19 protein-coding genes, 2 tRNA genes and 1 pseudogene are annotated in these 22,874 nt (G+C 69.9%); 8 read left to right on the forward strand and 14 right to left on the reverse strand.

What is annotated here, in order from left to right:
- Positions 1-30: 30 nt before the first annotated feature.
- On the reverse strand, positions 31-2,655 hold the full coding sequence (locus EBH09_RS12235; RefSeq protein WP_121747004.1) for a valine--tRNA ligase: 2,625 nt from the start codon (positions 2,653-2,655) through the stop codon (positions 31-33).
- A gap of 138 nt (positions 2,656-2,793) precedes the next feature.
- Between EBH09_RS12235 and EBH09_RS12240 the strand changes: the two genes are divergently transcribed.
- Positions 2,794-3,780: a hypothetical protein gene (locus EBH09_RS12240; protein WP_121747005.1), complete on the forward strand. Its 987-nt coding sequence runs from the start codon at positions 2,794-2,796 to the stop codon at positions 3,778-3,780.
- A 73-nt stretch (positions 3,781-3,853) separates the two neighbouring features.
- On the opposite strand, the gene clpX is transcribed toward EBH09_RS12240, so the two are convergent.
- The 5 genes from clpX to EBH09_RS12265 all read right to left on the reverse strand — a co-directional run bounded on the left by clpX (position 3,854) and on the right by EBH09_RS12265 (position 8,799).
- A complete protein-coding gene (gene clpX, locus EBH09_RS12245; protein WP_121747006.1) occupies positions 3,854-5,140 on the reverse strand; it encodes an ATP-dependent Clp protease ATP-binding subunit ClpX in 1,287 nt (428 codons plus the stop codon).
- 181 nt (positions 5,141-5,321) lie between these two features.
- Positions 5,322-6,002: an ATP-dependent Clp protease proteolytic subunit gene (locus EBH09_RS12250; protein ID WP_121747007.1), complete on the reverse strand. Its 681-nt coding sequence runs from the start codon at positions 6,000-6,002 to the stop codon at positions 5,322-5,324.
- 124 nt (positions 6,003-6,126) lie between these two features.
- Positions 6,127-6,732, reverse strand: a complete 606-nt coding sequence (locus EBH09_RS12255; RefSeq protein WP_193776311.1) for an ATP-dependent Clp protease proteolytic subunit — start codon at positions 6,730-6,732, stop codon at positions 6,127-6,129.
- Between the two features lie 395 nt (positions 6,733-7,127).
- On the reverse strand, positions 7,128-8,543 hold the full coding sequence (gene tig, locus EBH09_RS12260) for a trigger factor (RefSeq protein ID WP_121747009.1): 1,416 nt from the start codon (positions 8,541-8,543) through the stop codon (positions 7,128-7,130).
- A gap of 179 nt (positions 8,544-8,722) precedes the next feature.
- Positions 8,723-8,799, reverse strand: a tRNA-Pro gene (locus EBH09_RS12265).
- Between the two features lie 165 nt (positions 8,800-8,964).
- Here EBH09_RS12265 and EBH09_RS12270 point away from each other — a divergent pair.
- Positions 8,965-9,038, forward strand: a tRNA-Gly gene (locus tag EBH09_RS12270).
- A gap of 395 nt (positions 9,039-9,433) precedes the next feature.
- Positions 9,434-9,892: a hypothetical protein gene (locus EBH09_RS12275; protein ID WP_238697279.1), complete on the forward strand. Its 459-nt coding sequence runs from the start codon at positions 9,434-9,436 to the stop codon at positions 9,890-9,892.
- Positions 9,893-9,915: 23 nt separating this feature from the next.
- Here EBH09_RS12275 and EBH09_RS12280 read toward each other — a convergent pair whose 3' ends face one another.
- Positions 9,916-10,110, reverse strand: a complete 195-nt coding sequence (locus tag EBH09_RS12280) for a hypothetical protein (RefSeq protein ID WP_055416925.1) — start codon at positions 10,108-10,110, stop codon at positions 9,916-9,918.
- Between the two features lie 662 nt (positions 10,111-10,772).
- Here EBH09_RS12280 and EBH09_RS12285 point away from each other — a divergent pair.
- The gene (locus EBH09_RS12285; protein ID WP_121747010.1) at positions 10,773-11,963 is read left to right on the forward strand and encodes an acyltransferase family protein; all 1,191 of its coding nucleotides are present in this window, start codon (positions 10,773-10,775) and stop codon (positions 11,961-11,963) included.
- A 29-nt stretch (positions 11,964-11,992) separates the two neighbouring features.
- On the opposite strand, the gene EBH09_RS12290 is transcribed toward EBH09_RS12285, so the two are convergent.
- Positions 11,993-12,487: an HD domain-containing protein gene (locus EBH09_RS12290; protein WP_193776252.1), complete on the reverse strand. Its 495-nt coding sequence runs from the start codon at positions 12,485-12,487 to the stop codon at positions 11,993-11,995.
- Between the two features lie 13 nt (positions 12,488-12,500).
- A complete protein-coding gene (locus tag EBH09_RS12295; protein WP_121747012.1) occupies positions 12,501-13,718 on the reverse strand; it encodes a PP2C family protein-serine/threonine phosphatase in 1,218 nt (405 codons plus the stop codon).
- A 162-nt stretch (positions 13,719-13,880) separates the two neighbouring features.
- Here EBH09_RS12295 and EBH09_RS12300 point away from each other — a divergent pair, with 162 nt between their 5' ends.
- Positions 13,881-15,143 (forward strand): GNAT family N-acetyltransferase, encoded by a 1,263-nt coding sequence (locus EBH09_RS12300; protein ID WP_193776253.1) that lies wholly within the window; start codon positions 13,881-13,883, stop codon positions 15,141-15,143.
- A gap of 76 nt (positions 15,144-15,219) precedes the next feature.
- Here EBH09_RS12300 and EBH09_RS12305 read toward each other — a convergent pair whose 3' ends face one another.
- Both EBH09_RS12305 and EBH09_RS12310 read right to left on the reverse strand, forming a co-directional pair.
- Complete coding sequence (locus EBH09_RS12305) at positions 15,220-16,044, reverse strand: DNA-formamidopyrimidine glycosylase family protein (RefSeq protein ID WP_121747013.1); 825 nt, start codon at positions 16,042-16,044, stop codon at positions 15,220-15,222.
- 162 nt (positions 16,045-16,206) lie between these two features.
- Positions 16,207-16,692, reverse strand: a complete 486-nt coding sequence (locus tag EBH09_RS12310; protein ID WP_121747014.1) for a ribose-5-phosphate isomerase — start codon at positions 16,690-16,692, stop codon at positions 16,207-16,209.
- Positions 16,693-16,898: 206 nt separating this feature from the next.
- Between EBH09_RS12310 and EBH09_RS12315 the strand changes: the two genes are divergently transcribed.
- The gene (locus EBH09_RS12315; protein ID WP_121747015.1) at positions 16,899-18,350 is read left to right on the forward strand and encodes an amino acid permease; all 1,452 of its coding nucleotides are present in this window, start codon (positions 16,899-16,901) and stop codon (positions 18,348-18,350) included.
- A 341-nt stretch (positions 18,351-18,691) separates the two neighbouring features.
- Here the strand turns inward: EBH09_RS12315 and EBH09_RS12325 are convergent, their stop codons facing one another.
- Positions 18,692-19,273 carry a biotin transporter BioY gene (locus EBH09_RS12325; RefSeq protein WP_121747017.1) on the reverse strand — a complete coding sequence of 194 codons (582 nt, stop codon included), beginning with the start codon at positions 19,271-19,273 and terminating at the stop codon, positions 18,692-18,694.
- A gap of 331 nt (positions 19,274-19,604) precedes the next feature.
- Here EBH09_RS12325 and EBH09_RS12330 point away from each other — a divergent pair, with 331 nt between their 5' ends.
- Positions 19,605-20,987, forward strand: a complete 1,383-nt coding sequence (locus EBH09_RS12330; protein WP_121747018.1) for an amino acid permease — start codon at positions 19,605-19,607, stop codon at positions 20,985-20,987.
- A gap of 168 nt (positions 20,988-21,155) precedes the next feature.
- Positions 21,156-21,797 carry a superoxide dismutase gene (locus EBH09_RS12335; protein ID WP_121747019.1) on the forward strand — a complete coding sequence of 214 codons (642 nt, stop codon included), beginning with the start codon at positions 21,156-21,158 and terminating at the stop codon, positions 21,795-21,797.
- Positions 21,798-21,934: 137 nt separating this feature from the next.
- Here EBH09_RS12335 and EBH09_RS12340 read toward each other — a convergent pair.
- Both EBH09_RS12340 and EBH09_RS12345 read right to left on the reverse strand, forming a co-directional pair.
- Positions 21,935-22,147 (reverse strand): annotated as a pseudogene (locus EBH09_RS12340) (SAM-dependent methyltransferase); the annotation flags it as partial.
- An 84-nt stretch (positions 22,148-22,231) separates the two neighbouring features.
- Entirely contained in the window at positions 22,232-22,870 is a 639-nt protein-coding gene (locus EBH09_RS12345) for a DsbA family protein (RefSeq protein WP_193776254.1), read from the reverse strand.
- Positions 22,871-22,874: the final 4 nt, after the last annotated feature.

A 22,874-nucleotide genomic window follows, 5' to 3' on the forward strand; every position in this document is an offset into this window, starting at 1 on the left:
ATCTCCGCGTTGACGGAGAGCAACTCTCAGTTACTGCACCGGCAGCTTGGTGAGCTGACTCTCGATTCGGGTGATGTCCTTCTCCGCCTTGGCCAGCCGAGCACGGATGCCGTCGATCACCTTGTCGGGAGCCTTTGCCAGGAACGCCTCGTTACCGAGCTTGCCCTCGGCCTGCTGCCGTTCCTTCTGCGCTGCCGCCAAGTCCTTCGCGAGCCGCTTGCGCTCCGCCGCGAAGTCGATGACCCCGGACAGGTCGAGGGCGACCTCGACGCCCGCCACCGGCAGGGTGGCCGTCGCCGTGAAGGCATCGCCCTCCGGCTGGAGCCGCAGCAGCTGCCGGACGGCCGCCTCGTGGGCCGCGAGCGGGCTGCCCGCGAGCGTCAGCCGCGCCGGGACCCGCTGGCCGGGCTGGAGGCCCTGGTCGGCGCGGAACCGGCGGACCTCGGTGATCACCGACTGGACGGTCTCGATCTCCCGCTCGGCGTCGGCGTCCCGGAAGCCCGAGTCGGTCGGCCACTCGGCGACGACGACCGACTCGCCGCCCGTGAGCGTCGTCCACAGCGTCTCGGTGACGAAGGGAACGACCGGGTGCAGCAGCCGCAGCGTGACGTCGAGGACCTCACCGAGGACGCGCTTGCTGACCTCGGCGGCCTCGCCGCCCGCCTGGAACGTCGTCTTGGACAGCTCGACGTACCAGTCGAAGACCTCGTCCCAAGCGAAGTGGAACAGCGCGTCGGACAGCTTCGCGAACTGGTAGTCCTCGTAGTACGCGTCGACCTCGGCGACCACCGTGTTGAGCCGGGAGAGGATCCAGCGGTCGGTCGACGACATCTCCGAGGCGTCCGGCAGCGGGCCGTCGACCGTCGCGCCGTTCATCAGCGCGAAGCGGGTGGCGTTCCAGATCTTGTTGGCGAAGTTCCGGGAGCCCTGGACCCAGTCCTCGCCGATCGGGACGTCGACGCCCGGGTTGGCGCCGCGCGCGAGGGTGAAGCGGAGCGCGTCGGAGCCGTACTTGTCCATCCAGTCCAGCGGGTTCACGACGTTCCCGAATGACTTGGACATCTTCTTGCCGTTCTGGTCACGGACCATGCCGTGCAGGGCGATGGTGTGGAACGGCGGGGTGCCGTCCATCGCGTACAGGCCGAACATCATCATCCGGGCGACCCAGAAGAAGAGGATGTCGTAGCCGGTGACCAGGACGGAGTTCGGGTAGAACTTCGCGAGCGAGTCGGTCTGCTCGGGCCAGCCCAGCGTGGAGAACGGCCACAGGCCGGAGGAGAACCAGGTGTCCAGGACGTCGGAGTCCTGGTGCCAGCCCTCGCCGGTCGGCGGCTCCTCGTCGGGCCCGACGCAGACGACCTCACCCTCCGGGCCGTACCAGACCGGGATGCGGTGGCCCCACCACAGCTGGCGCGAGATGCACCAGTCGTGGAGGTTGTCGACCCAGTCGAAGTACCGCTTCTCCATCTCCTGCGGGTGGATCTTGACCTTGCCGTCGCGGACGGCGTCACCGGCGGCCTTCGCCAGCGGGCCGACCTTGACCCACCACTGCATGGACAGGCGCGGCTCGACGGTGGTCTTGCAGCGCGAGCAGTGGCCGACGCTGTGGACGTACGGCCGCTTCTCGGCGACGACGCGGCCCTCGGCGCGCAGCGCGGCGACGATGGCGGAGCGGGCCTCCAGCCGGTCCAGGCCCTGGAAGGGGCCGTGGGCGGTGATGACGGCGTGCTCGTCCATGACCGCGATGGCGGGCAGGTCGTGGCGCCGACCGATCTCGAAGTCGTTCGGGTCGTGGGCGGGCGTCACCTTGACGGCGCCGGTGCCGAACTCGGGGTCGACGTGCTCGTCGGCGACGACCGGGATGGAGCGGTCGGTGAGCGGCAGCTTGACGAGCTTGCCGATCAGGTGCTTGTACCGCTCGTCCTCGGGGTGGACGGCGACGGCCGTGTCACCGAGCATCGTCTCGGCACGGGTGGTGGCGACGACGATCGTCTCGTCCCCGTCCCCGTACTTCATCGAGACCAGCTCGCCGTCGTCGTCCTGGTACTCGACCTCGATGTCGGAGATGGCCGTCAGACACCTGGGGCACCAGTTGATGATGCGCTCGGCGCGGTAGATCAGCTCGTCGTCGTAGAGCCGCTTGAAGATGGTCTGGACGGACTGGGACAGCCCCTCGTCCATGGTGAACCGCTCACGCGACCACGCGACGCCGTCGCCCAGGCGTCGCATCTGCCCGCTGATCTGCCCGCCGGACTCGCCCTTCCACTGCCAGACCCGTTCGACGAACGCCTCACGGCCGAGGTCGTGCCGGGACTTGCCCTCCTTGGCCAGCTCCCGCTCGACGACGTTCTGCGTGGCGATGCCGGCGTGGTCCATGCCGGGCTGCCACAGCGTCTCGTACCCCTGCATCCGCTTGCGGCGGGTCAGGGCGTCGATGAGCGTGTGCTCGAAGGCGTGCCCGAGGTGCAGGCTGCCCGTGACGTTCGGCGGCGGGATGACGACGGTGTACGGAGGCTTGTCGCTGTCCGCGTCCGCCTCGAAGTAACCCCGTTCCACCCAGCGCTCGTACAGCTTCCCCTCTACCTCGGCCGGCGCGTACTGGGTCGGCAGTTCGGTGGTGGGTGCGGGCTGCGGCTGCTGAGAGTTCTCGGTCACGGGGGTCAGTTTAAGGGCGTCACGACCGTGTCCCGAAACGCGTTTCCTCTGTAACGGTGTGGCCCCCGGTGACCTGCGCACGCCAGGTCTGCGTCAGGATGTGAGCACCACGTAGGCATCTGGAGGGGAACCCAGAAAATGAGTCACAACCAGCCGGGCCCGTACGGCGGGCAGCCCCAGCAGCCCGGACCGTACGGCCAGCCGGGGCCGTACGGCCAGCAGCCGCCGCAGGCCCCCCAGCCCGGCTACGGCTACCCCCAGCAGACGCCCCCGCCCGCGCAGCCGGGCTACGGCTACCCGCAGCAGCCGCAGCAGGGCGGCGTCCCGCCGCAGCAGCCGCCGTACGGCCAGCAGGCCCCGTACGGCCAGCAGCCTCCCTACGGTCAGCAGCCGTACGGCATGCCCCAGCCCCCGGCGCCGGGCGGCGGCAAGAAGAAGACGGGCCTGATCATCGGCGCGGTCGCCGTCGTCGCGGCGATCGGCGTGGGGGCGTACTTCGTGTTCGGCGGGGGCGGAGGTGCCGGCGGCTCGGACATCGCCGACGACGGCCCGCACAAGCTGACGACTCCGGCGACGGTGCTCGGTGGCGAGTACAAGAAGGGCAGCAACGCGGACAGCGGTGGCTTCGACAAGAGCGACATCGAGGAAGCCGAGAAGCACGGCGTCAAGAACGCGCAGGACGTCAACGCGGGTTACCAGGCCGGAGACGAGACCAATCCGCTCTCCATGAAGATGATCAACTTCATGGGGGTGTACGGCGAGATCGAGGACCCGGAGAAGGTCGTCGACGCCATGTTCGCCGAGCTGAAGAAGAACGCCTCCAAGGACGAGGAGACCGAGGGCGAGGTCGTCGGCAGCCCCAAGGAGTACAAGCCGAGCGACCTGGACGGCGCGATCCTGAAGTGCCAGGAGACCAAGATCAAGAACGACGACGCGACGTCGGGCTCTGCGGCCTCCGGACCCTCGGAGTTCAGCATGCCGGTGTGCATCTGGGGTGACCACAGCACCCTTGGCGTCGTCATCAGCATGGACTTGGCCGACGCCATGGCCGGCAAGGCAGCCGACCTGGAGAAGGCCGCCGAGCTCACCGCCAAACTCCGCAAGGAAGTCCGCGTCAAGGCCTGACATCGCGGCGGCAACGCGGAAGGGGCCCGGTCGGTCGACCGGGCCCCTTCCGCGTTCGTTCGTACGGGGACGGCTACGCCGTCTTCTGCTCCCCCGGCCCCCGCCCCCGCGAATCCCGCGGAATCAGCGTCGGATTGACGTTGGAGAGGACCACGTCGGCCGTGATGACGACGCGGGCGACGTCCTTGCGCGAGGGGACCTCGTACATGACGCCCTGGAGGACTTCCTCCATGATGGCGCGCAGGCCGCGGGCGCCGGTCTGGCGGAGGATGGCCTGGTCGGCGATGGCCTCCAGGGCCTCGCGCTCGAAGTCCAGCTCGACGCCGTCGAGTTCGAAGAGGCGCTCGTACTGCTTGACGAGTGCGTTGCGCGGCTCGACCAGGATCTGGAGCAGGGCCTCGCGGTCGAGGTTGTGGACCGAGGTGATGACGGGGAGCCGGCCGATGAACTCGGGGATCATGCCGAACTTGACCAGGTCCTCGGGCATGACGGCCTCGAACTGGTCCTTGGACTCCAGCTCCCGCTTGGAGCGGATCGTCGCGCCGAACCCGATGCCCTTGGCGCCGGCCCGGCCCTCGATGATCTTCTCCAGGCCCGAGAAGGCGCCGCCCACGATGAACAGGACGTTCGTCGTGTCGATCTGGATGAACTCCTGGTGCGGGTGCTTGCGTCCGCCCTGCGGCGGGACCGAGGCCGTGGTTCCCTCGAGGATCTTCAGCAGCGCCTGCTGGACGCCTTCGCCGCTGACGTCGCGCGTGATCGACGGGTTCTCGCTCTTCCGCGCGACCTTGTCGATCTCGTCGATGTAGATGATCCCGGTCTCGGCCTTCTTGACGTCGTAGTCCGCCGCCTGGATCAGCTTGAGCAGGATGTTCTCGACGTCCTCGCCGACGTAACCGGCCTCGGTGAGCGCCGTGGCGTCGGCGATCGCGAAGGGGACGTTCAGCATGCGCGCCAGGGTCTGGGCGAGGAGGGTCTTGCCGGAGCCGGTGGGGCCCAGCAGCAGGATGTTGGACTTCGCCAACTCGATGGCGTCCTCGCGGCCTTGGGCGCCGCCGTTCTCGCCGGCCTGGACGCGCTTGTAGTGGTTGTACACCGCCACGGAGAGCGCCTTCTTGGCCGCTTCCTGGCCGACGACGTACCCGTCGAGGAACTCGTAGATCTCGCGGGGCTTGGGGAGCTCCTCCCAGCGCACCTCGCTGGTCTCCGCCAGCTCCTCCTCGATGATCTCGTTGCAGAGGTCGATGCACTCGTCGCAGATGTAGACACCGGGCCCTGCGATGAGCTTCTTGACCTGCTTCTGGCTCTTGCCGCAGAACGAGCACTTGAGCAGATCGCCGCCGTCACCGATGCGTGCCACGGTGTGCTTCCCCTTCGCCTGGGAGACTCCCCGCCGTCGACGTCGCGTCAACGGCCGGCGGACTCCTGGTGCTGCCTTATGTCCGACGGTACCTTGCCGGGCCCCCCGTCCGGGCCCCCCTTGGCACGGTTCACTTTGACGTGGACCGTGCCAAGGAGCAGCAGACGATACCCGCTCCGTGTCAGCGAACCGACTCGTTGTTCATCTTCCGGGTGGAGATGATCTGGTCGACCAGGCCGTAGGCCAGGGCGTCCTCGGCCGTGAGGATCTTGTCGCGCTCGATGTCCTCGCGGATCTTCTCGACCGGCGTGGTGGAGTGCTTGGCCAGCATGTCCTCGAGCTGGCCGCGCATCCGGAGGATCTCGTTGGCGGCGATCTCCAGGTCGGAGACCTGGCCGCGGCCGGTCTCGCTGTACGGCTGGTGGATCAGCACGCGGGCGTTGGGCAGCGCCATGCGCTTGCCCGGCGTACCGGCGGCCAGCAGGATCGCGGCGGCGGAGGCCGCCTGGCCCATGCAGACCGTCTGGATGTCGGGCTTCACGAACTGCATCGTGTCGTAGATGGCCGTGAGCGCCGTGAAGGAGCCGCCGGGGCTGTTGATGTAGATCGAGATGTCCCGGTCGGGGTCCATCGACTCCAGGCACAGCAGCTGCGCCATGACGTCGTTGGCGGAGGCGTCGTCGATCTGGACGCCGAGGAAGATCACCCGCTCCTCGAAGAGCTTCGCGTACGGGTCGTACTCGCGAACGCCCTGGGAGGTGCGCTCGACGAAGCGCGGGATCACGTAGCGGGACTCGGCTGAGGGGCCGGTGTACTCGGCACGCATGCGGTCGTGCAGGCCGCTGCCGGGGAAGTCGTTCACAGTGTCTCCTGGGAAGGGGCTGAGGCGGTCGGCTCGGGGCCGGCTGGACGGGCGCGCTGGGCCCGCGGGGGCTGGACTCGGCTCCGCGGGGCCCGGGAGACCCGGGAGGCCCGCGGGGAGCGGCTCAGGCCCCCGTGCCGCCGCCGCCCGGCATGCCGGCGGCCGTGGGGATGACGTCGTCGATGAGGCCGTACTCCTTGGCCTCGAAGGCGTCGAACCAGCGGTCGCGGTCCGAGTCACGCGTGATCTGCTCGATCGTCTGACCGGTGTGCTGGGACGTCAGCTCCGCCATGCGCTTCTTGGTGTGCAGCAGCCGCTCGGCGTGGATCTTGATGTCCGAGGCGGAGCCGGCCAGGCCGGCGGAGGGCTGGTGGATCAGGATCTCGGCGTTCGGGAGCGCGAAGCGCTTGCCCGGGGTGCCCGCGCTGAGCAGGAACTGACCCATCGAGGCCGCCAGCCCCATCGCGATGGTCACCACGTCGTTCTTGATGAACTGCATGGTGTCGTAGATCGCCATGCCGGCCGTGATCGAGCCGCCGGGGCTGTTGATGTACAGGAAGATGTCCTTGTCCGGGTCGGCGGCAAGGAGCAGCAGCTGTGCGGTGATCTTGTTGGCGATGTCGTCGTCGACCGGCTGGCCGAGGAAGATGATCCGCTCGCCGAGCAGCCGGTTGTAGACCTGGTCGCCGAGGCCACCACCGATGGAGGGCTCGCCGGCGGCGGAGGGCATCAGATTCGTCACGTATCCACCTGCTCGTCTTACGACGGCGCCGGGCCGTCTCACGTGTTCTGCCGGGGCTCGGGGCCGTCCGGCCGGTTTCGGGGACTCCCCTGCCCTCGTATTCATGGACCCTAACGCGCAGGCCCTGCGGTGCCATCCCGGTTCCGCGGGTGTTCGCTGTGAGCGCATGTCGCTCCGCTGGGTGAGCAGGGGGCTCGCCCGCGCCGTGGGCGGTTCGGGACGGCCGCGGCCGCGGGCCGTGCGGGGTGCTCGCGCCCGGGGCCGCGGCGCACATCGATACGGCCCCCGCAGCCCTCGGCGCGCTGCCGTGCCGTACGCCGACGGGCTCCGGGGCGCTGTCGCCCCGGAGCCCGTCACACGTCTTTCGCAAGGAGCTGTGGGGCTCAGCCCTCGGTCTTCTCCTCGGACTTCTCCTCGGACTTCTCCTCGGCCTTGTCGTCACCGGACTCGGCGGACTCGGCGGCGGCCTCCGTGGCCTCCGTCTCCTCCTCGTCGTCCAGGTCGACGACCTCGCCGTTGGTGTCCTTGACCGTGGCCTTCTCGACCACGACGGCCAGGGCCTTGCCGCGGGCGACCTCGCCGACGAGGAGCGGGACCTGGCCCTGCTCGACGACGGCCTGGGCGAACTGGTCGGGGGACATGCCGGAGGAGGCGGCGCGGCGCATGAGGTGCTCGGTGAGCTCCTCCTGGCTGACGTTGAGCTTCTCCTGCTTGACCAGCTCGTCGAGGACGAACTGGGTCTTGATGCCCTTGACCGCGGCCTCGCGGGTCTCGGCCTCGAACTCCTCGACGGTCTTGCCCTGGAGCTCCAGGTACTTCTCGAGGTCCAGGCCCATCTGGCCGAGCTGGTGGTGCTCCAGGTTGTGCTTGCGGGTGTTGACCTCGTCCTCGAGGAGCTTCTCGGGGACGGGGACCTCGACCAGCTCCAGGAGCTTGTCGAGCACGCGCTCCTGGGCCTGCGTGGCCTGGTCGTACTGCTTGGTGTTGGCCAGGCGCTTGCGGCTGTCGGCCTTCAGCTCCTCGAGCGTGTCGAACTCCGACGCGAGCTGCGCGAAGTCGTCGTCCAGCTCGGGCAGCTCGCGCGCGGCGACCTGGGTGACCTTGACGGTGACCTCGGCCTCCTTGCCGGCCGCCGAGCCGCCCTTGAGCTCGGAGGTGAAGGTGGCCTCGCCACCGGCCTCCACGCCCTTCACGGCGTCGTCGATGCCCTCCAGCAGCTCGCCGGAGCCGATGGTGTAGGAGACGCCGTCGGCGACGCCGTCCTCCAGGACCTCGCCGTCGACCTTGGCCTGCAGGTCGAGGGTGACGACGTCGCCCTCCTCGGCGGCACGCTCGACGGGGGAGGTGGAGGCGAAGCGCTCGCGCAGCTGCTCCACCGCCTTCTCGACGTCCTCGTCGCTGACCTCGACGGCGTCCACCTCGACCTCGATGCCGGAGTAGTCCGGGATCTCGATGGCCGGGCGGATGTCGACCTCGGCGGTGAAGTTCAGCGTCTCGCCGTCCTTCAGCTCCGTGATGTCGACGTCGGGCTGGCCGAGCGGGTTCAGCTCGGCCTCGTTGACCGCGTCGGTGTAGAACTTCGGAAGCGCGTCGTTGACCGCCTCCTCCAGAACCGCACCGCGGCCGAACCGCTGGTCGATGACTCGGGCCGGGATCTTGCCCTTGCGGAAGCCCTTCACCGTGACCTGCTGGTTGATCTTCTTGTACGCCGCGTCGAGGCTGTCCTTGAGCTCCTCGAAGGGCACCTCGACAGTGAGCCGAACCCGGGTCGGGTTCAGGGTCTCCACGGCGCTCTTCACGGTTCGGTCTCCTTGGTGGCTGACTTCTTGGTTTCTGCCGGAGCCAGAGCGGCATCCGGCAAACTTCGCCGCCCGGAGACTTCAGACGCTGAGACACACGGGCGTGCAGCTTGCATAGTAACGGCAGCGACTACACGGCCCAAAAGGCGATCACCGTCAGCGACCGCGGTCTCGGTGGTTGGTCGGGGTGGCGGGATTTGAACCCACGGCCTTCCGCTCCCAAAGCGGACGCGCTACCAAGCTGCGCCACACCCCGTCTGGTGCGAGACGTAGGGTACATGCCGCCGGGCATCGGGGACCGCCGAGTTTCCCGAGCGTCCGTGAGGGTCCGGCGCGGACCGGCAGGGGTGTGCGGTGAGGGGGGACGACCCGCTACGATGCCTCCAGTGCCGCGGTCGGCGAACCGCGACGCACGCGCTGTGCGGGCGTAGCTCAATGGTAGAGCCCTAGTCTTCCAAACTAGCTACGCGGGTTCGATTCCCGTCGCCCGCTCCATACGGCTCAGGGCCAGGTCAGAGGATTCTTCCTCCACCTGGCCCTGATCGCTTTCCGGGGACCTGTCCAGCCGGCCGTGTCCCCGGCGTGCCCCTCGGGCTTTCCGTCCTTCCGAGTGTCCGACAAAGCCGCTCCGCCGGCCTTCGTTGCCGACAGCGGGCAGCCGGGCCGTGTCCGAGGTGCCGCATCAGCACCTGATGTCACCTCGGCAGGCCTCGTACCCTGCTCACCATGCGGGCACGAGGTGCGCTCCACGCGTGAGGCATGGCACTCCGCCCCGACGCCAACCGAAACGGACGGTGAGAGTCCTGGACGCCGTATCGAAAGCGGGTGCCTCCAGCGCGCGCCGGCAGGAAGGCGGCCTGGGGCCTCGCGCGTCCCTACTGGGGTCGCTGGTGCTCGCGCTGCTGCTGGGCGCGTTGTCGGTGCTGGTGATGGTTCCGGCGGCCCGGCACCTGCGCTCCCTCCAGGACGGCGAGCGGGCTCGTGCGACGTTGCATACGAGCGGCTCGTGCATGTTGGGTCACTGCCGGGTCGAGTTCGAGGCCGGGGGACGGACCGTGGTGGCGGATCTTCCGGTGGGCAGCGGCGGCGGCAAGAGCTCTGCCGGCAGCCCTCTGACCGTCCGGTACCAGGCGGACGATCCGCGGACGGTCGCCCGTGAAGAGGACGTCGGGGGCGGCGGGGCAGCCGTACTGGCGGTGATGTCGGGCGGGGGCGCCCTGTTCTCCCTGACGCTCTCGGTCGTCGCGGCTGTGTTCGTGGTGCGGCAGCGGCGCGCGGGGCTGAGCCCTGGAGCGGGAGCAGCCGGCCGGCATGCCGGTCCGGCGGCAGCCCACCCCTCTGAGCGCTGACAGGCGCCAGAGGCCGTCCCGGGCTAGAACTGGATGGAGTTGAGGGTCTCCGCTATCGAGTCCAGGAAGCGCTGGATGTCGTCGGCCATGCCCGTCGAGGCCAGGAAGAAGCCGAAGAGGACCGCGACGATCGCCGGGCCCGCCTTGATGGACCCTCCTCGCAGCAGCACCACCAGGATGATTGCCAACAGCAGCACCACTGACAGCGAAATGGCCACAACTGATCACACCCTAGGTCGGTCCGCTCCCGGCCCGGAGGTGCAGCCCAGCACACCCCCGCCAGAACCATCGTGCCACCAACCGGGCCCCGCTATGCGGCGGGTGACACATCGTCCGGCCGGATCTCGGGACGGCGCACCTCCCCCGCGCGCGGACGTACCCGACCATCACACCCCGTACAGAAATTCGACAGGACACTCGTACGGGGAATTGCGGCCACTTCGTTTCGATGCCCACACAACCCGTTCGCAGATATTTCGAATTGTCGCGGGACGCACATCCACGAGCACTTCACAGGGAGTTCACAGAGTCGCCGGCGCCCTGCACAAGCGTATTGAAGGGGACATTCCAGCGGAGTCGCCCTCCGCTCTTATGCACCGCTTAGTCATGACGAGTCATGACAAGTGGGGTGGCCGGCGGGCTACTTCCGTGCCCCGCAACGCGGTGCGGTGTGGGAGCCGTCACGCGGCCGGAGAGATCGAGTTCCCCGAAATGCCGGGTACTAGCGAGGCACTCAGGAGACGAATGCAGGAATGACGTCGAGGGTTTTACGGAAAGACAGGGAGAACGCTAGGGTGCCTCAGATGTTCTACGCTGCCTCGTCCCCCACCAGAGCAGTGAGGTCCTGCTACGACCCGCCGATTTCTTGGCGGGGGGTTGCATGACGAGCTCGCTGCGACCGCACGGCGATCTGAAGTCGCCGTACCGCTCGGACCAGCAGGCACCGAACCAGCAGGCACAGCCGAGTCGGCAGCGCGACGCGTTCTTCGACAACGCCAAGTACCTGGCGATCGTGCTGGTCGGTGTAGGTCACGCCTGGGGACAGATCCTGGACGGGAACCGGACCGTCGAGACCCTGTACCGGGTCCTGTACACGTTCCACATGCCGGCGTTCATCATCATCTCCGGCTACTTCTCGCGCAGTTTCGATCTGAGCCCCAAGCGTGTCAAACGGCTGATCACCGGTGTCGCCGTCCCGTATCTCGTCTTCGAGGTCGCCTACGCGCTGCACCGCCGCGTCAGCGAGGACCCGGCCAACGACATCAGCCTGCTGGACCCCACGTACCTGCTGTGGTTCCTGTGCGCGCTGTTCGTCTGGCGGCTGACCACGCCCATCTGGCAGACGGTCCGCTGGCCGCTGCCGATCGCGCTGGGCATCGCCGCGCTGGCCTCCGTGACGCCCACGGTCGGCAACGACCTGAACATGCAGCGGGTGCTGCAGTTCCTGCCGTGCTTCGTGCTGGGCCTGGTACTGCGCCCCGAGCACTTCCAGCTGGTACGGCGCCGCTCGGTGCGGATCCTGTCCGTGCCGGTGGTCGCGGCCGCCGTGGCCGTCGCCTGGTGGTCGGTGCCGCGCATGGAGACCGGCTGGTTCTACCGCAACGCCGCCGTGCAGGACACGGGCGCCCCCTGGTGGACCGGGCCCGTGCTGACGCTCGCCCTCTTCGGCTGTTCGCTGGTGCTGTCCGCGTGCTTCTTCGCCTGGGTGCCGGGCCGGCGCATGTGGTTCACGGCACTCGGCGCGGGCACGATCTACGGCTACCTGGTGCACGGCTTCCTGGTGAAGGAGGGCAGCTACGCCGGCTGGTTCTCCCACCCCGTGCTGGACTCGCCGCTCGGGGAGATCGGGCTCACCGTCCTCGGAGCCACGGTCATCACCCTGCTGTGCACCAAGCCCGTCCAGCGGGTACTGCGGTGTGTGGTGGAGCCGAGAATGGAGTGGCTCTTCAAGCGGGATCCGGGCGAGGCCGCCCGGGGCCGCGAGAGGCGGGAGAAGGCGGAGACGGCGGAGAAGACAGAGGTGCGCGAGGCGCGTGCACCGAGCGAGGCCGGCGAGAGGGTCTCCGTCTGAAGGTCTCCGTCTGAAGCCGGCTTTCCGCTTCAGACACCCTCGTCCGGATCGACCAGACCGAGAAGTGCGCGCATCCGTGCGTACTTCTCGGTCAGTCGTGTGCGGGTGGCCGTGTCCAGGACCGCGAGCCGCGCCGGGTCGGCGTTGTGCGCCAGGTCCGCCTCCTTGACCAACGGCGCGCCGGGCGTGGCGAGGATGCGCGCGGCGTACGCCTCGGGCGGCTCCCCGGCGCGCTTGGTGAGGGCGAGGACGATGTCCTTGGTACGGCGGCTCAGCGCGGCCTCGCCCAGCCATCGCTCGGACAGCGCGTCGTCCTCGACGGCGTCGTGCAGCCAGGCCGCCGCGATCTGCTCGTCGTCCCCGCCGCGCCGCCGCACGCCCTCGGCGACGGCCCGCAGGTGTTCGGCGTACGGCCGCCCCGCCTTGTCGGTCTGTCCGGCGTGGGCGGCACGGGCGGCGGCCTCGACGTCGGCCAGACCGAGAGGTCCGGCCGGGAATGGGGGTGGTGACGGAGTGTGGGACACGCGGTTCAGTGTGTCAGTCCGCCGCCGTTGAGGACTGGGCCACCGGGGACTGGGTCACCGGGGACTGGGCCGTGGCGCCCTCCCGGCAGATCAGCAGGAGCGCCCGGTCGTCGTTGACGTCCTTGGCGACCGCCTCGATCAGATGCCAGGCGGCGCCGTGGAAGCCGCCCGCGACATAGCGGTCGGCCTCGCCGGTGAGACGGTCGATGCCCTCGGCGATGTCGCGGTCCGAGGTCTCCACCAGACCGTCCGTGAACAGCATCAGCACGTCTCCGGGACGCAGTGCCCCCTTCACCGGGTCGAACTGCGCGCCGTCGTACACGCCCAGCAGCGGCCCCTCGGCCGTCTTCTCCTCCCAGCGGCCGGTGCCCGCGCTGAGCTGGAGGCCCGGCGGGTGTCCGGCGGAGTACAGCTCGTAGTCGCCGGAGTCGAGGTCCAGTACGAGGTGGATGGAGGTGGCGAAGCCCTCGTCCCAGTCCTGGCGGAGCAGGTAGCCGTTGGCGGCCGGCAGGAAGGCGTGCGGGGGCAGGCTGCCCAGCAGTCCGCCGAACGCGCCCGACAGCAGCAGGGCACGCGAGCCCGCGTCCATGCCCTTGCCGGACACGTCGGTGAGGACCACCTCGAGCGTCCGGCCGCCGTTCGTGCGGGCCGCGACGACGAAGTCGCCGGAGAAGGACTGGCCGCCGGCCGGGCGCAGCGCCATCTCCCGGTGCCAGCCCGGTGGCAGCTTGGGCAGCTTGCTCTGGACCCGGATGCGTTCACGCAGGTCGAAGAGCATGGTGCCGCCGCGCCGCCAGGGGACGCCGACCCGGCTGCGGAACTGGGCGACCAGCAGTCCGAAGAAGCCGCAGGCCGCGACGACCAGGACCACGCCGGGGGTGACCCGGGAGGGGCCCTCGGTGTACGGGCCCAGTTGCACGGACTCCACGATCAGCGCCGTGGCCGCCGCCGCGTACAGGCCGAGCAGGCTCGCCGGGCGCAGCAGCAGGCCGCCCGCGACGATCGGCAGGACCAGCGCGGCCGGTGAGCACCACACGGAGTTCGCCATCGTGGTCGCGGCGATGACGGGGATCATCAGCAGCAGTCCGGCCAGGGCGATCCAGTCCGAGCCGTCGCCGCGGAAGTAGTCCACGGCGGATCTGCGCATGCCGACGCGGGCCCGGTGCCACTGCTTCTTCCACCGGGCCGTGAACGTGTCGGCTTCCGCGCGCCGCTGTCGTCCTGCTGCCATTAGTTCGGGACCCTATCCATCGGACCGGGCGCTTGGCACGGGAGGTACTGCTTGTCCCCCGTCCGAGGCCCGACTTCACAGTGAACTTCACGAACGGCCGTCGCGCCGCAACCTGGCGGAAATTGCCTCGCCCGGCCCGCGCGGCCCTGGTACGCATGGTCCATGGAACGTTCCAGGGGAAACGGCGTCGACGACCTGACGACCGAGCTGCGGGTACTGCGGCAGGACGAGTGGGACAAGTGGTACGGGACACTGGTCCGTGCCTTCAGCGGGGTCCCGGAGTCGGCCGAGGAGTTGGCGCTGTTCAACTCCCTGACCGAGGTCGACCGCTCGCTCGGCGTCTGGGAGGGCGACGACTGCGTCGGGACGGCGGGGGCGTTCAGCTTCCGGATGACCGTGCCTGGCGGTGCGGAGGTGGCCGCTGCGGGCGTGACGATGGTGAGCGTCGCCGCCACGCACCGGCGCCGGGGTGTGCTGACGTCGATGATGCGGCGGCAGTTGGACGACGTACGGTCCTGGGGCGAGCCGCTGGCCGTGCTGACGGCCTCCGAACCGGCGATCTACGGCAGGTTCGGGTACGGCGCCGCGACCTTCCAGATCAACGCGGAGATCGACACGAACCGGGTCCGGCTGTCCGTGCCGGACGGCACGGATGACGTACGGCTTCGGTACGCGGCGCCCGCGGACGTACTGGACGCGTGCGAGGCGGTGTACGCGCGGCTGGTGCCCGGACGGCCCGGCATGCTGGCCCGGCGGCCCGGCTGGGAGCGGCTGGGGCTGCTGGACCCGGAGAGCGGGCGGGAGGGCGCGTCACCGCTGCAGTGCGTTGTCGCCCGGCGGGACGGCGAGGTCACGGGGTACGCGCGGTTCCGGGTGCGGCCGGCCTGGGGGAACGAGGGGCCGGCGGGCACGGTGGTCGTGGAGGACCTGGCCGGGGTGGATCCGGCGACCGATGCGGCGCTGTGGCGGTTCCTGTTCGACATCGACCTGACGTCCGTGCTGACCGCGCGCGGGCGGCCGGTCGACGAGGCGTGGCAGCACCAGGTGTCCGACATCCGGCGGTGCCGGCCGGTGCTGCGGGACGCCTTGTACGTGCGGCTGGTGGACGTGGGAGCCGCGCTGACGGCGCGGACGTATCAGACGCCGGTGGACGTGGTGTTCGAGGTCGAGGACGCCTTCTGCCCCTGGAACGCGGGGCGTTGGCGGCTGACCGGGGACGCGAAGGGGGCGTCCTGCGAGCGGACGTCCGACGCGGCGGATCTGGCGCTGACGGTACGGGAGTTGGGGGCGGCGTATCTCGGCGGCGTGAGCCTGGTCTCGCTGGGCGCGGCCGGGCGGGTGCGGGAGGTGCGGCGGGGCGCGCTGGCCGAGGCGTCGGCGGGGTTCGGGTCGGACGTCGCACCGTGGTTGCCGCACGGGTTCTGACGGCGGTCGCGCACCAGGGCCTGTCCGACAGACCCCGTAGTCCGCCCGCGGGGCAGGCGGGATCGGTCCGCCAGGCCTAGGGCTCGCGCTGGCAGGTGGGGCACCAGAAGAGGTTGCGGGCGGCGAGGTCCGCGGTGCGGATCGCGTCGCCGCAGAGGTGGCAGGACTGGTTGGCCCGGCGGTAGACGTAGACCTCGCCGCCGTGGTCGTCGACGCGGGGCGGGCGGCCCATGGCCTCGGGGGTGTGTTCCGGGCGGACGGTGTCGATGCGGTTGTTCCTGACGCCCTCGCGCATGAGGTCGGTGAGGTCGTGCCAGATCGCGTCCCACTCGGTGGGAGTGAGGTCCCGGCCGGGGCGGTACGGGTCGATGCCGTGGCGGAAGAGGACCTCGGCGCGGTAGACGTTGCCGACGCCGGCGATGACCTTCTGGTCCATGAGCAGGGCGGCGATGGTGGAGCGGCTGCGGGAGATCCGTCGGTAGGCCGCCCGCGGGTCGGCGTCGGGGCGCAGGGGGTCGGGGCCGAGGCGGTCGTGTATCGCCTGCTTCTCCGGGTCCGTGATCAGGGCGCAGGTGGTGGGGCCGCGGAGGTCGACGTACGCGGTGTCGTTCGCCAGGCGGAGGCGGACGGTGTCCGTGGGCGGGGGCGCGGGGGTCTTCCCGAAGGTGACCTTGCCGAAGAGGCCGAGGTGGATGTGGACCCACTCGGCGGGCTCGGCGGCGCCGAAGCCGAGGAAGAGGTGTTTGCCGTGGGCCTCGGTGCGGGTGAGGGGGACGCCGGTGAGCAGGGCGGCGGCGTCGGCGAACTTGCCCTGGGGGCTGGTGACGTACGGGGCCGGGCCGGCGGCGAAGGCGGTGGCGTAGTCCTCGGCCAGCCTGTGGATCGTGTGGCCTTCCGGCACGGGGTGTCCTTCCTGCGTCCCCTTCGGCTTCGGCGCCCGGCCTTCTGAGGCCATGGCACCGCACCGCGTCCCCGTGAGGGCCCGGCGTCGCGCCCCTCGGGGGTCTCCTTCGTCCTCCCCCGGTGCTCACGCACCCGGGGAGGGACGTACCAGGCGGCGGCGCTACTGCTGCGGGTGGTGCGGCGGGATGGGGGGCAGGTCGCCCGTCGTCTCGTAGGACGAGAGCATGTCGATGCGCCGGATGTGGCGCTCGTCGCCGGAGAACGGGGTGGCGAGGAAGGTCTCGACGAACTTCGTCGCCTCCTCCCGCGTGTGCATGCGGGCGCCGACCGCGACGACGTTGGCGTCGTTGTGCTGGCGGCCGAGGGAGGCCGTCTCCTCGCTCCAGGCCAGCGCCGCGCGCACGCCCTTCACCTTGTTGGCCGCGATCTGCTCGCCGTTGCCGGAGCCGCCGATCACGATGCCGAGGGCGCCGGGGTCGGCGGCCGTCCGCTCCGCGGCGCGGAGGCAGAAGGGCGGGTAGTCGTCCTGGGCGTCGTAGATGTGCGGGCCGCAGTCGACGGGGTCGTGGCCCGCCGCCTTGAGCCACTCGACGAGGTGGTTCTTGAGTTCGTAGCCCGCATGGTCGGAGCCGAGATACACGCGCATGGGTTGAGTGTGACACGGGGGTCACGGGGCGGCAGCGCCGGGTGTCGGGTCTGAAAAGAGTGCGTGAAACTATGGAAGCTCAGGCAAAACTCAAGTAAAGATCCGAAATCAAAGGTTCTCGAATTCGTTCACCTCCGTTTCACTGGTCCGGCTCGTACACCGCTCGTACGGGAGACTGCTCGACCGGCGCAAAGGAAAACCACCCCATGACTTCGCAGCCGACCCTGACGAAGCCCGAGAACGGGCCCGAACGCCCCGGAGGCCCCGGCTCCGGGCTCCAGGCCGGGCTCAAGAACCGCCACCTTTCGATGATCGCCATCGGTGGTGTCATCGGGGCCGGGCTGTTCGTGGGATCGAGTTCGGGAATCGCCACCGCCGGGCCCGGCATCCTTCTCTCGTACGCCCTCGTCGGCACCCTCGTGGTGCTGGTGATGCGGATGCTCGGGGAGATGTCCGCGGCCAACCCGACCTCGGGTTCCTTCTCCGCGCACGCCGACCGGGCACTCGGGCCCTGGGCCGGATTCTCCATCGGCTGGCTGTACTGGTTCTTCTGGGTCGTGGTGCTGGCGGTGGAGGCGACCGCCGGCGCCAAGATCCTCGAAGGGTGGATACCGGCCGTGCCGCAGTGGGGGTGGGCGCTGATCGTGATGATCGTGCTGACCGCCACCAACCTCGCCTCGGTCGGCTCCTACGGCGAGTTCGAGTTCTGGTTCGCCGGGATCAAGGTCGTCGCGATCGCCGCGTTCATCGTCGTCGGCGGTCTGGCCGTCTTCGGGCTGCTGCCCGGCGTCGACAGCGAGCAGGCGGGGCTGGCCAATCTCACGGAGCACGGCGGATTCCTGCCGAACGGGGCGGGGGCGATCCTGACCGGTGTGCTGCTCGTCGTCTTCTCGTTCATGGGCAGTGAGATCCCCACCCTGGCCGCCGGCGAGTCCGAGGACCCGCAGCGGGCCGTCACCAAGGCGACCAACAGCATCATCTGGCGTATCGCCGTCTTCTACCTCGGTTCGATCTTCGTCGTCGTCGCGCTGCTGCCCTGGGACTCGCAGTCGATCATCGACCAGGGCTCCTACGTGGCCGCCCTCGACTCGCTCGGCATCGCGAACGCCGGTCAGATCATGAACTTCATCGTGCTGACCTCCGTGCTGTCCTGCCTCAACTCCGGGCTCTACACGGCCTCCCGGATGGCCTTCTCGCTCGGCGAGCGCGGTGACGCGCCGAAGGCGTTCGCCCGGACCACCCGGCGCGGCGTGCCGCGGACGGCGATCCTCGTGTCCGTGGTGTTCGGCTTCGTCGCCGTGTTCTTCAACTACGAGTTCCCCGACTCCGTCTTCCTCTTCCTCGTCAACTCCTCCGGCGCCGTGGCCCTCTTCGTGTGGCTGGTGATCTGCTTCTCGCAACTGCGGATGCGGAAGATCATCCAGGCGGAGGCACCGGAGAAGCTGGTGGTGCGGATGTGGCTCTTCCCGTACCTGACCTGGGCGGCGGCCGGCGTCATCGTCTTCGTGCTGGGCTACATGCTGACCGACACCGAGCACAACGGGCGTACGACCGTGCTGCTGTCGCTGCTCGTCGCGGCGCTCGTGCTCGCCGTCGCCTTCGCCAAACAGAAGGTCGTCGCGCGGAAGGCCGCCGAGGAGAAGGCCGCCGCGCGGTAGTCCGTCGCGCACAGGGAGCCCGTGACGCACAGGGAGCCCGTCTCGCGCAGGGAGCCCGTGGCGCACAGGGAGCCGGTGACGCACAAGGCCGTCGCCGGGAAAAGCTGACGGCTGTTGCCAGGTGATGCGTTCACGATTTCGCGGCGCCCTCGGCCGCCGACGTGGTCGCGGCCGTGCGGTACGCGGCGCGGCGGGTGACGATCGGGCGCGCGCGCTCAACTTCGCCTTCGGCGCGGGAGACCGCACGGACGGCCCGTGGGACCCAAAGACGCGAAAGAGGCTCGCCCGGATCAGGTCGCGGTACGACCGGGCGAGCCTCTTCGGCCGGAACTGAGGCGGTACTACCGCTTGTCGGCCAGCTTCCAGGCGGTGGGCAGCACGCCCATCGCCAGGGCGGCCTTCAGCGCGTCCCCGATCAGGAACGGGGTGAGGCCGGCCGCGATCGCCGCAGTGAGGGACATGTCGGCGGCGAGGGCAAGGTAGGGGACGCCGACGGCGTAGATGATCGCCTCGCCGACCAGCATCGTGCCGGCCATGCGGAGCATCGAGCGGTCGGCGCCGCGGCGGGCCAGGGCTCCCACGACGGTGGCGGCGAGCAGCATGCCGAAGACGTAGCCGAGGGACGGGGCGCCGGTGCCGGAGCCGCCCTCCGCGAACCACGGCACGCCGGCCATGCCGACCAGCGCGTACAGGGCGAGCGAGAGCAGGCCGCGGCGGGCGCCGAGCGAGGTTCCGACGAGCAGCGCCGCGAAGGTCTGGCCGGTCACCGGCACCGGGGAGCCGGGCACGGGCACCGCGATCTGGGCCGCGACGCCGGTGAGCACGGCACCGCCGGCGACGAGCGCGACGTCCCGGACACGGGAGGAGGGGATGAGGTCGGCGAGGACCTGCCCGGATCGGGCGGGGACGGCAGCGGTGCTCATGGGGACTCCGCGGTGGTGTGGACATGTCGGGACACCGCGACGCTATCCCAGCGGATCGGGCCTGATCACCAGCAGCGCTCGACAAAGGCCTGATCGGCAGCTTGGTGGGCTCCCGACAAAGACGGCGGGATACACGTGATTCCGCGTGACACCGGTCACCGAGGAGGGGAGGCGAGCGTCACCCGGAAGCGGAACGGTGCATTCGGACGAGCACGTTCCGTATCGACATCGTCCGCATCGTGGGCAACCGCTGTCGCCCACCGGCGCGAGACCGGAGACTGTGGGCGTTTTTGCCCTGCCCCCGCCCCCCACGCATTGGACGAGCCGCCCCATGTCCAACAGCACCACCACCAAGGCGCCGCCCGAGTCGGACGACGCCGCCCTCTCCCACGGCCTCAAGCAGCGCCATCTGTCGATGATCGCCCTCGGTGGGGTGATCGGCGCCGGGCTGTTCGTCGGCTCCGGGGCCGGCATCGCCGCCGCCGGGCCGTCGATCGTCGTCGCCTACACCCTCTCCGGCCTCCTCGTGATGCTGGTGATGCGGATGCTGGGCGAGATGTCGGCCGCGTATCCGTCGTCGGGCTCGTTCTCCGCGCACGCCGAGCGGGCGATCGGCCCCTGGGCCGGCTTCACCGCGGGCTGGGCGTTCTGGGTACTGCTGTGCACGGCCGTCGGCCTGGAGGGCATCGGCGCGGCGGCGATCGTGCACGGCTGGCTGCCGGGCACGCCCGAGTGGGTGTGGGTCGCGCTGTTCATGGTGGTGTTCTGCGGGACGAACCTGGCCGCCGTGAAGAACTTCGGCGAGTTCGAGTTCTGGTTCGCCGCCCTCAAGGTCGGCGCCATCTCGCTGTTCCTGGTGCTGGGCGTGCTGGCGATCGCCGGGGTCCTGCCGGGTACCGACTCCCCCGGCACCTCGCACCTGAGCGACTTCCTGCCGAACGGCGGCAACGGCCTGATCATCGGCCTGCTCGCCTCGGTGTTCGCCTACGGCGGCCTGGAGACGGTGACCATCGCGGCGGCCGAGTCGGAGAACCCGGTCAAGGGCGTGGCGAGCGCCGTACGCACGGCGATGTGGCGGATCGCGCTGTTCTACATCGGCTCGATGGCGGTCATCGTCACCCTGGTGCCCTGGGACTCCAAGGAGGTCGTGGAGAAGGGCCCGTACGTCGCCGCCCTCGACGAACTCGGCATTCCCGGCGCCGGGCAGCTCATGAACGTCGTCGTGCTCGTCGCGCTGCTCAGCGCGATGAACGCCAACATCTACGGCGCCTCCCGCATCGGTTACTCGCTGGTCGAGCGCGGCCAGGGACCGAAGGCGCTGGGCCGGGTGTCGGGCGGGGTGCCGCGGATCGCGGTGCTCGTCTCCTCCCTCTTCGGCTTCGGCTGCGTGCTGCTCAGCTACTGGCGGCCGGACGACGTCTTCTCCTGGCTGCTGAACATGATCGGCGCGGTCATCCTGGTCGTCTGGATCTTCATCGCCGCCTCCCAGCTGCGGCTGCGCCGCCGGCTGGAGCGGGAGGCGCCCGAGAAGCTGGTCGTGCGGATGTGGGGCTTCCCGTACCTGACCTGGCTGGCACTGGCGGGCATGGCCACGGTGTTCGTACTGATGGCCCGGGAGCCGGACACGCGGGTGCAGCTGTACTCGACGGGCGCGATGACGCTGGTCCTGGCCGCCGTCGGCTACGCGTGGCAGCGGCGACGGGCGCGCGGCTAGCCAGCCACCGACCCTCAGCTCTTCGAGGGCCCCCGTACGGAGACCGATCCGTGCGGGGGCCTTTCGCGTGCCGCGGCACGCCCGGCCCTCCCCCGCACCCCCGGAAGCCTCCTGCTGCTAACGTGCACTTGCAAGCCTTTTGCAATAAGAGGTCGGAGGGGACCCGCCATGCCCGTCTACACACTTCCTGAACTGCCGTACGACTACTCCGCGCTGGCCCCCGTGATCAGCCCCGAGATCATCGAGCTGCACCACGACAAGCACCACGCGGCCTATGTGAAGGGCGCCAACGACACGCTGGAGCAGCTCGCCGAGGCGCGCGACAAGGAGACGTGGGGATCGGTCAACGGCCTGGAGAAGAACCTGGCCTTCCACCTCTCCGGGCACATCCTGCACTCGATCTACTGGCACAACATGACCGGTGACGGCGGCGGCGAGCCGCTGGAGGCGGACGGCGTGGGCGAGCTGGCCGATGCGATCGCCGAGTCGTTCGGCTCTTTCGCGGGCTTCAAGGCGCAGCTCACCAAGGCCGCCGCGACCACCCAGGGCTCCGGCTGGGGTGTGCTGGCGTACGAACCGCTGAGCGGTCGCCTGATCGTCGAGCAGGTCTACGACCACCAGGGCAACGTCGGTCAGGGCGCCACGCCGATCCTGGTCTTCGACGCCTGGGAGCACGCCTTCTACCTCCAGTACAAGAACCAGAAGGTCGACTTCATCGACGCCATGTGGGCCGTCGTCAACTGGCAGGACGTGGCGAAGCGCTACGAGGCCGCCAAGTCCCGTACGAACACGCTGCTGCTGGCGCCGTGACCGGCTGAGTTCCCGAGTCGTCCTGCCTCGTGATCGTCTTCTCACCCTTCACGGCGGCAGGCGGAAGAGGGAAAGCCCCCGCGAGGACGTGACTCGCGGGGGCTTTCTGTGTGCGCCCAGGTGTCCGCACAGGCGCGTCAGGGCTTGCGGGCGAGGCCGCCGTGCCGGCCGGCCGGCTGCGGACCCGTGCCGTCCGGGGCCGGGTCCGGACGCCACGGCGGGACGGACACCACGCCGGGGCCGACCAGGTCGAGCCCTTCGAAGTACGCCTCGATCTGCTCGACCGGGCGCGGGAAGCAGGGGACGGCGCCGGTCTCGTGGTAGCCGTCCTGGGCCGCCTCGTAGTCCGGGCCGGCTGAAACGGGCGGGCGCGGCACGACGGCGACGACGGCGGCCTCCCGCCGGGAATCCGGCGGGAGGCCGCCGCGGTGCCCCTACAGGTTGCTGAAGTCCGGGCCCTTGGTGCGGGTGCGCTTGATCTCGTAGAAACCGGGGACCGAGGCGACCGCGAGGGTGCCGTCCCAGAGCTTCGCGGCGTCCTCGCCCTTGGGGGCGGGGGTGACGACCGGGCCGAAGAAGGCGAGCTGCTCGCCGTCGGCGCCGGGGACGGCGATGACCGGGGTGCCGACCTCCTGGCCGACCTTGTCGATGCCCTCCTTGTGGGAGGCGCGCAGCTGGGGCTCGTACGGGGTGGAGTCCCAGTGGTCCATGAGGGACTCGGGCAGGCCCACGTCCTTCAGGGCGGCGGCGACCGTCTCCTTCTCCGGGCCCTCGCCCTGGTTGTGGAAGCGGGTGCCGAGCGCCGTGTAGAGGTCGCCGAGCACCTCGGTGCCGTGCTCCTCCTGGGCGGCGGCGACGATCCGGACCGGTCCCCAGGCCTTGGTCTCCAGCAGCTCGCGGTACTCCTCGGGCAGCTCGTCCAGCTTGTCCTCGTTGAGGACGGCGAGGCTCATCAGATGCCAGCGGACCTTGATGTCCCGCGCCTTCTCCACCTCCAGGACCCAGCGGGAGGTCATCCAGGCCCAGGGGCACAGCGGGTCGAACCAGAAGTCGACGGGCGTCTTCTCCGACATGTCT

Origin of the sequence: Streptomyces sp. E2N166, from assembly GCF_003671715.1 — a bacterium.
Taxonomy (GTDB): Bacteria; Actinomycetota; Actinomycetes; order Streptomycetales; family Streptomycetaceae; genus Streptomyces; species Streptomyces thinghirensis.

Bases quoted from the DNA above. Each gene is read 5' to 3' on its own strand.
- EBH09_RS12240 (WP_121747005.1), top strand. From the start codon at position 2,794: ATGAGTCACAACCAGCCGGGCCCGTACGGCGGGCAGCCCCAGCAGCCC.
- EBH09_RS12255 (WP_193776311.1), bottom strand. From the start codon at position 6,732: ATGCCCTCCGCCGCCGGCGAGCCCTCCATCGGTGGTGGCCTCGGCGAC.
- EBH09_RS12285 (WP_121747010.1), top strand. From the start codon at position 10,773: ATGACGAGCTCGCTGCGACCGCACGGCGATCTGAAGTCGCCGTACCGC.
- EBH09_RS12295 (WP_121747012.1), bottom strand. From the start codon at position 13,718: ATGGCAGCAGGACGACAGCGGCGCGCGGAAGCCGACACGTTCACGGCC.
- EBH09_RS12300 (WP_193776253.1), top strand. From the start codon at position 13,881: ATGGAACGTTCCAGGGGAAACGGCGTCGACGACCTGACGACCGAGCTG.
- EBH09_RS12310 (WP_121747014.1), bottom strand. From the start codon at position 16,692: ATGCGCGTGTATCTCGGCTCCGACCATGCGGGCTACGAACTCAAGAAC.
- EBH09_RS12315 (WP_121747015.1), top strand. From the start codon at position 16,899: ATGACTTCGCAGCCGACCCTGACGAAGCCCGAGAACGGGCCCGAACGC.
- EBH09_RS12325 (WP_121747017.1), bottom strand. From the start codon at position 19,273: ATGAGCACCGCTGCCGTCCCCGCCCGATCCGGGCAGGTCCTCGCCGAC.
- EBH09_RS12330 (WP_121747018.1), top strand. From the start codon at position 19,605: ATGTCCAACAGCACCACCACCAAGGCGCCGCCCGAGTCGGACGACGCC.
- EBH09_RS12335 (WP_121747019.1), top strand. From the start codon at position 21,156: ATGCCCGTCTACACACTTCCTGAACTGCCGTACGACTACTCCGCGCTG.
- EBH09_RS12345 (WP_193776254.1), bottom strand. From the start codon at position 22,870: ATGTCGGAGAAGACGCCCGTCGACTTCTGGTTCGACCCGCTGTGCCCC.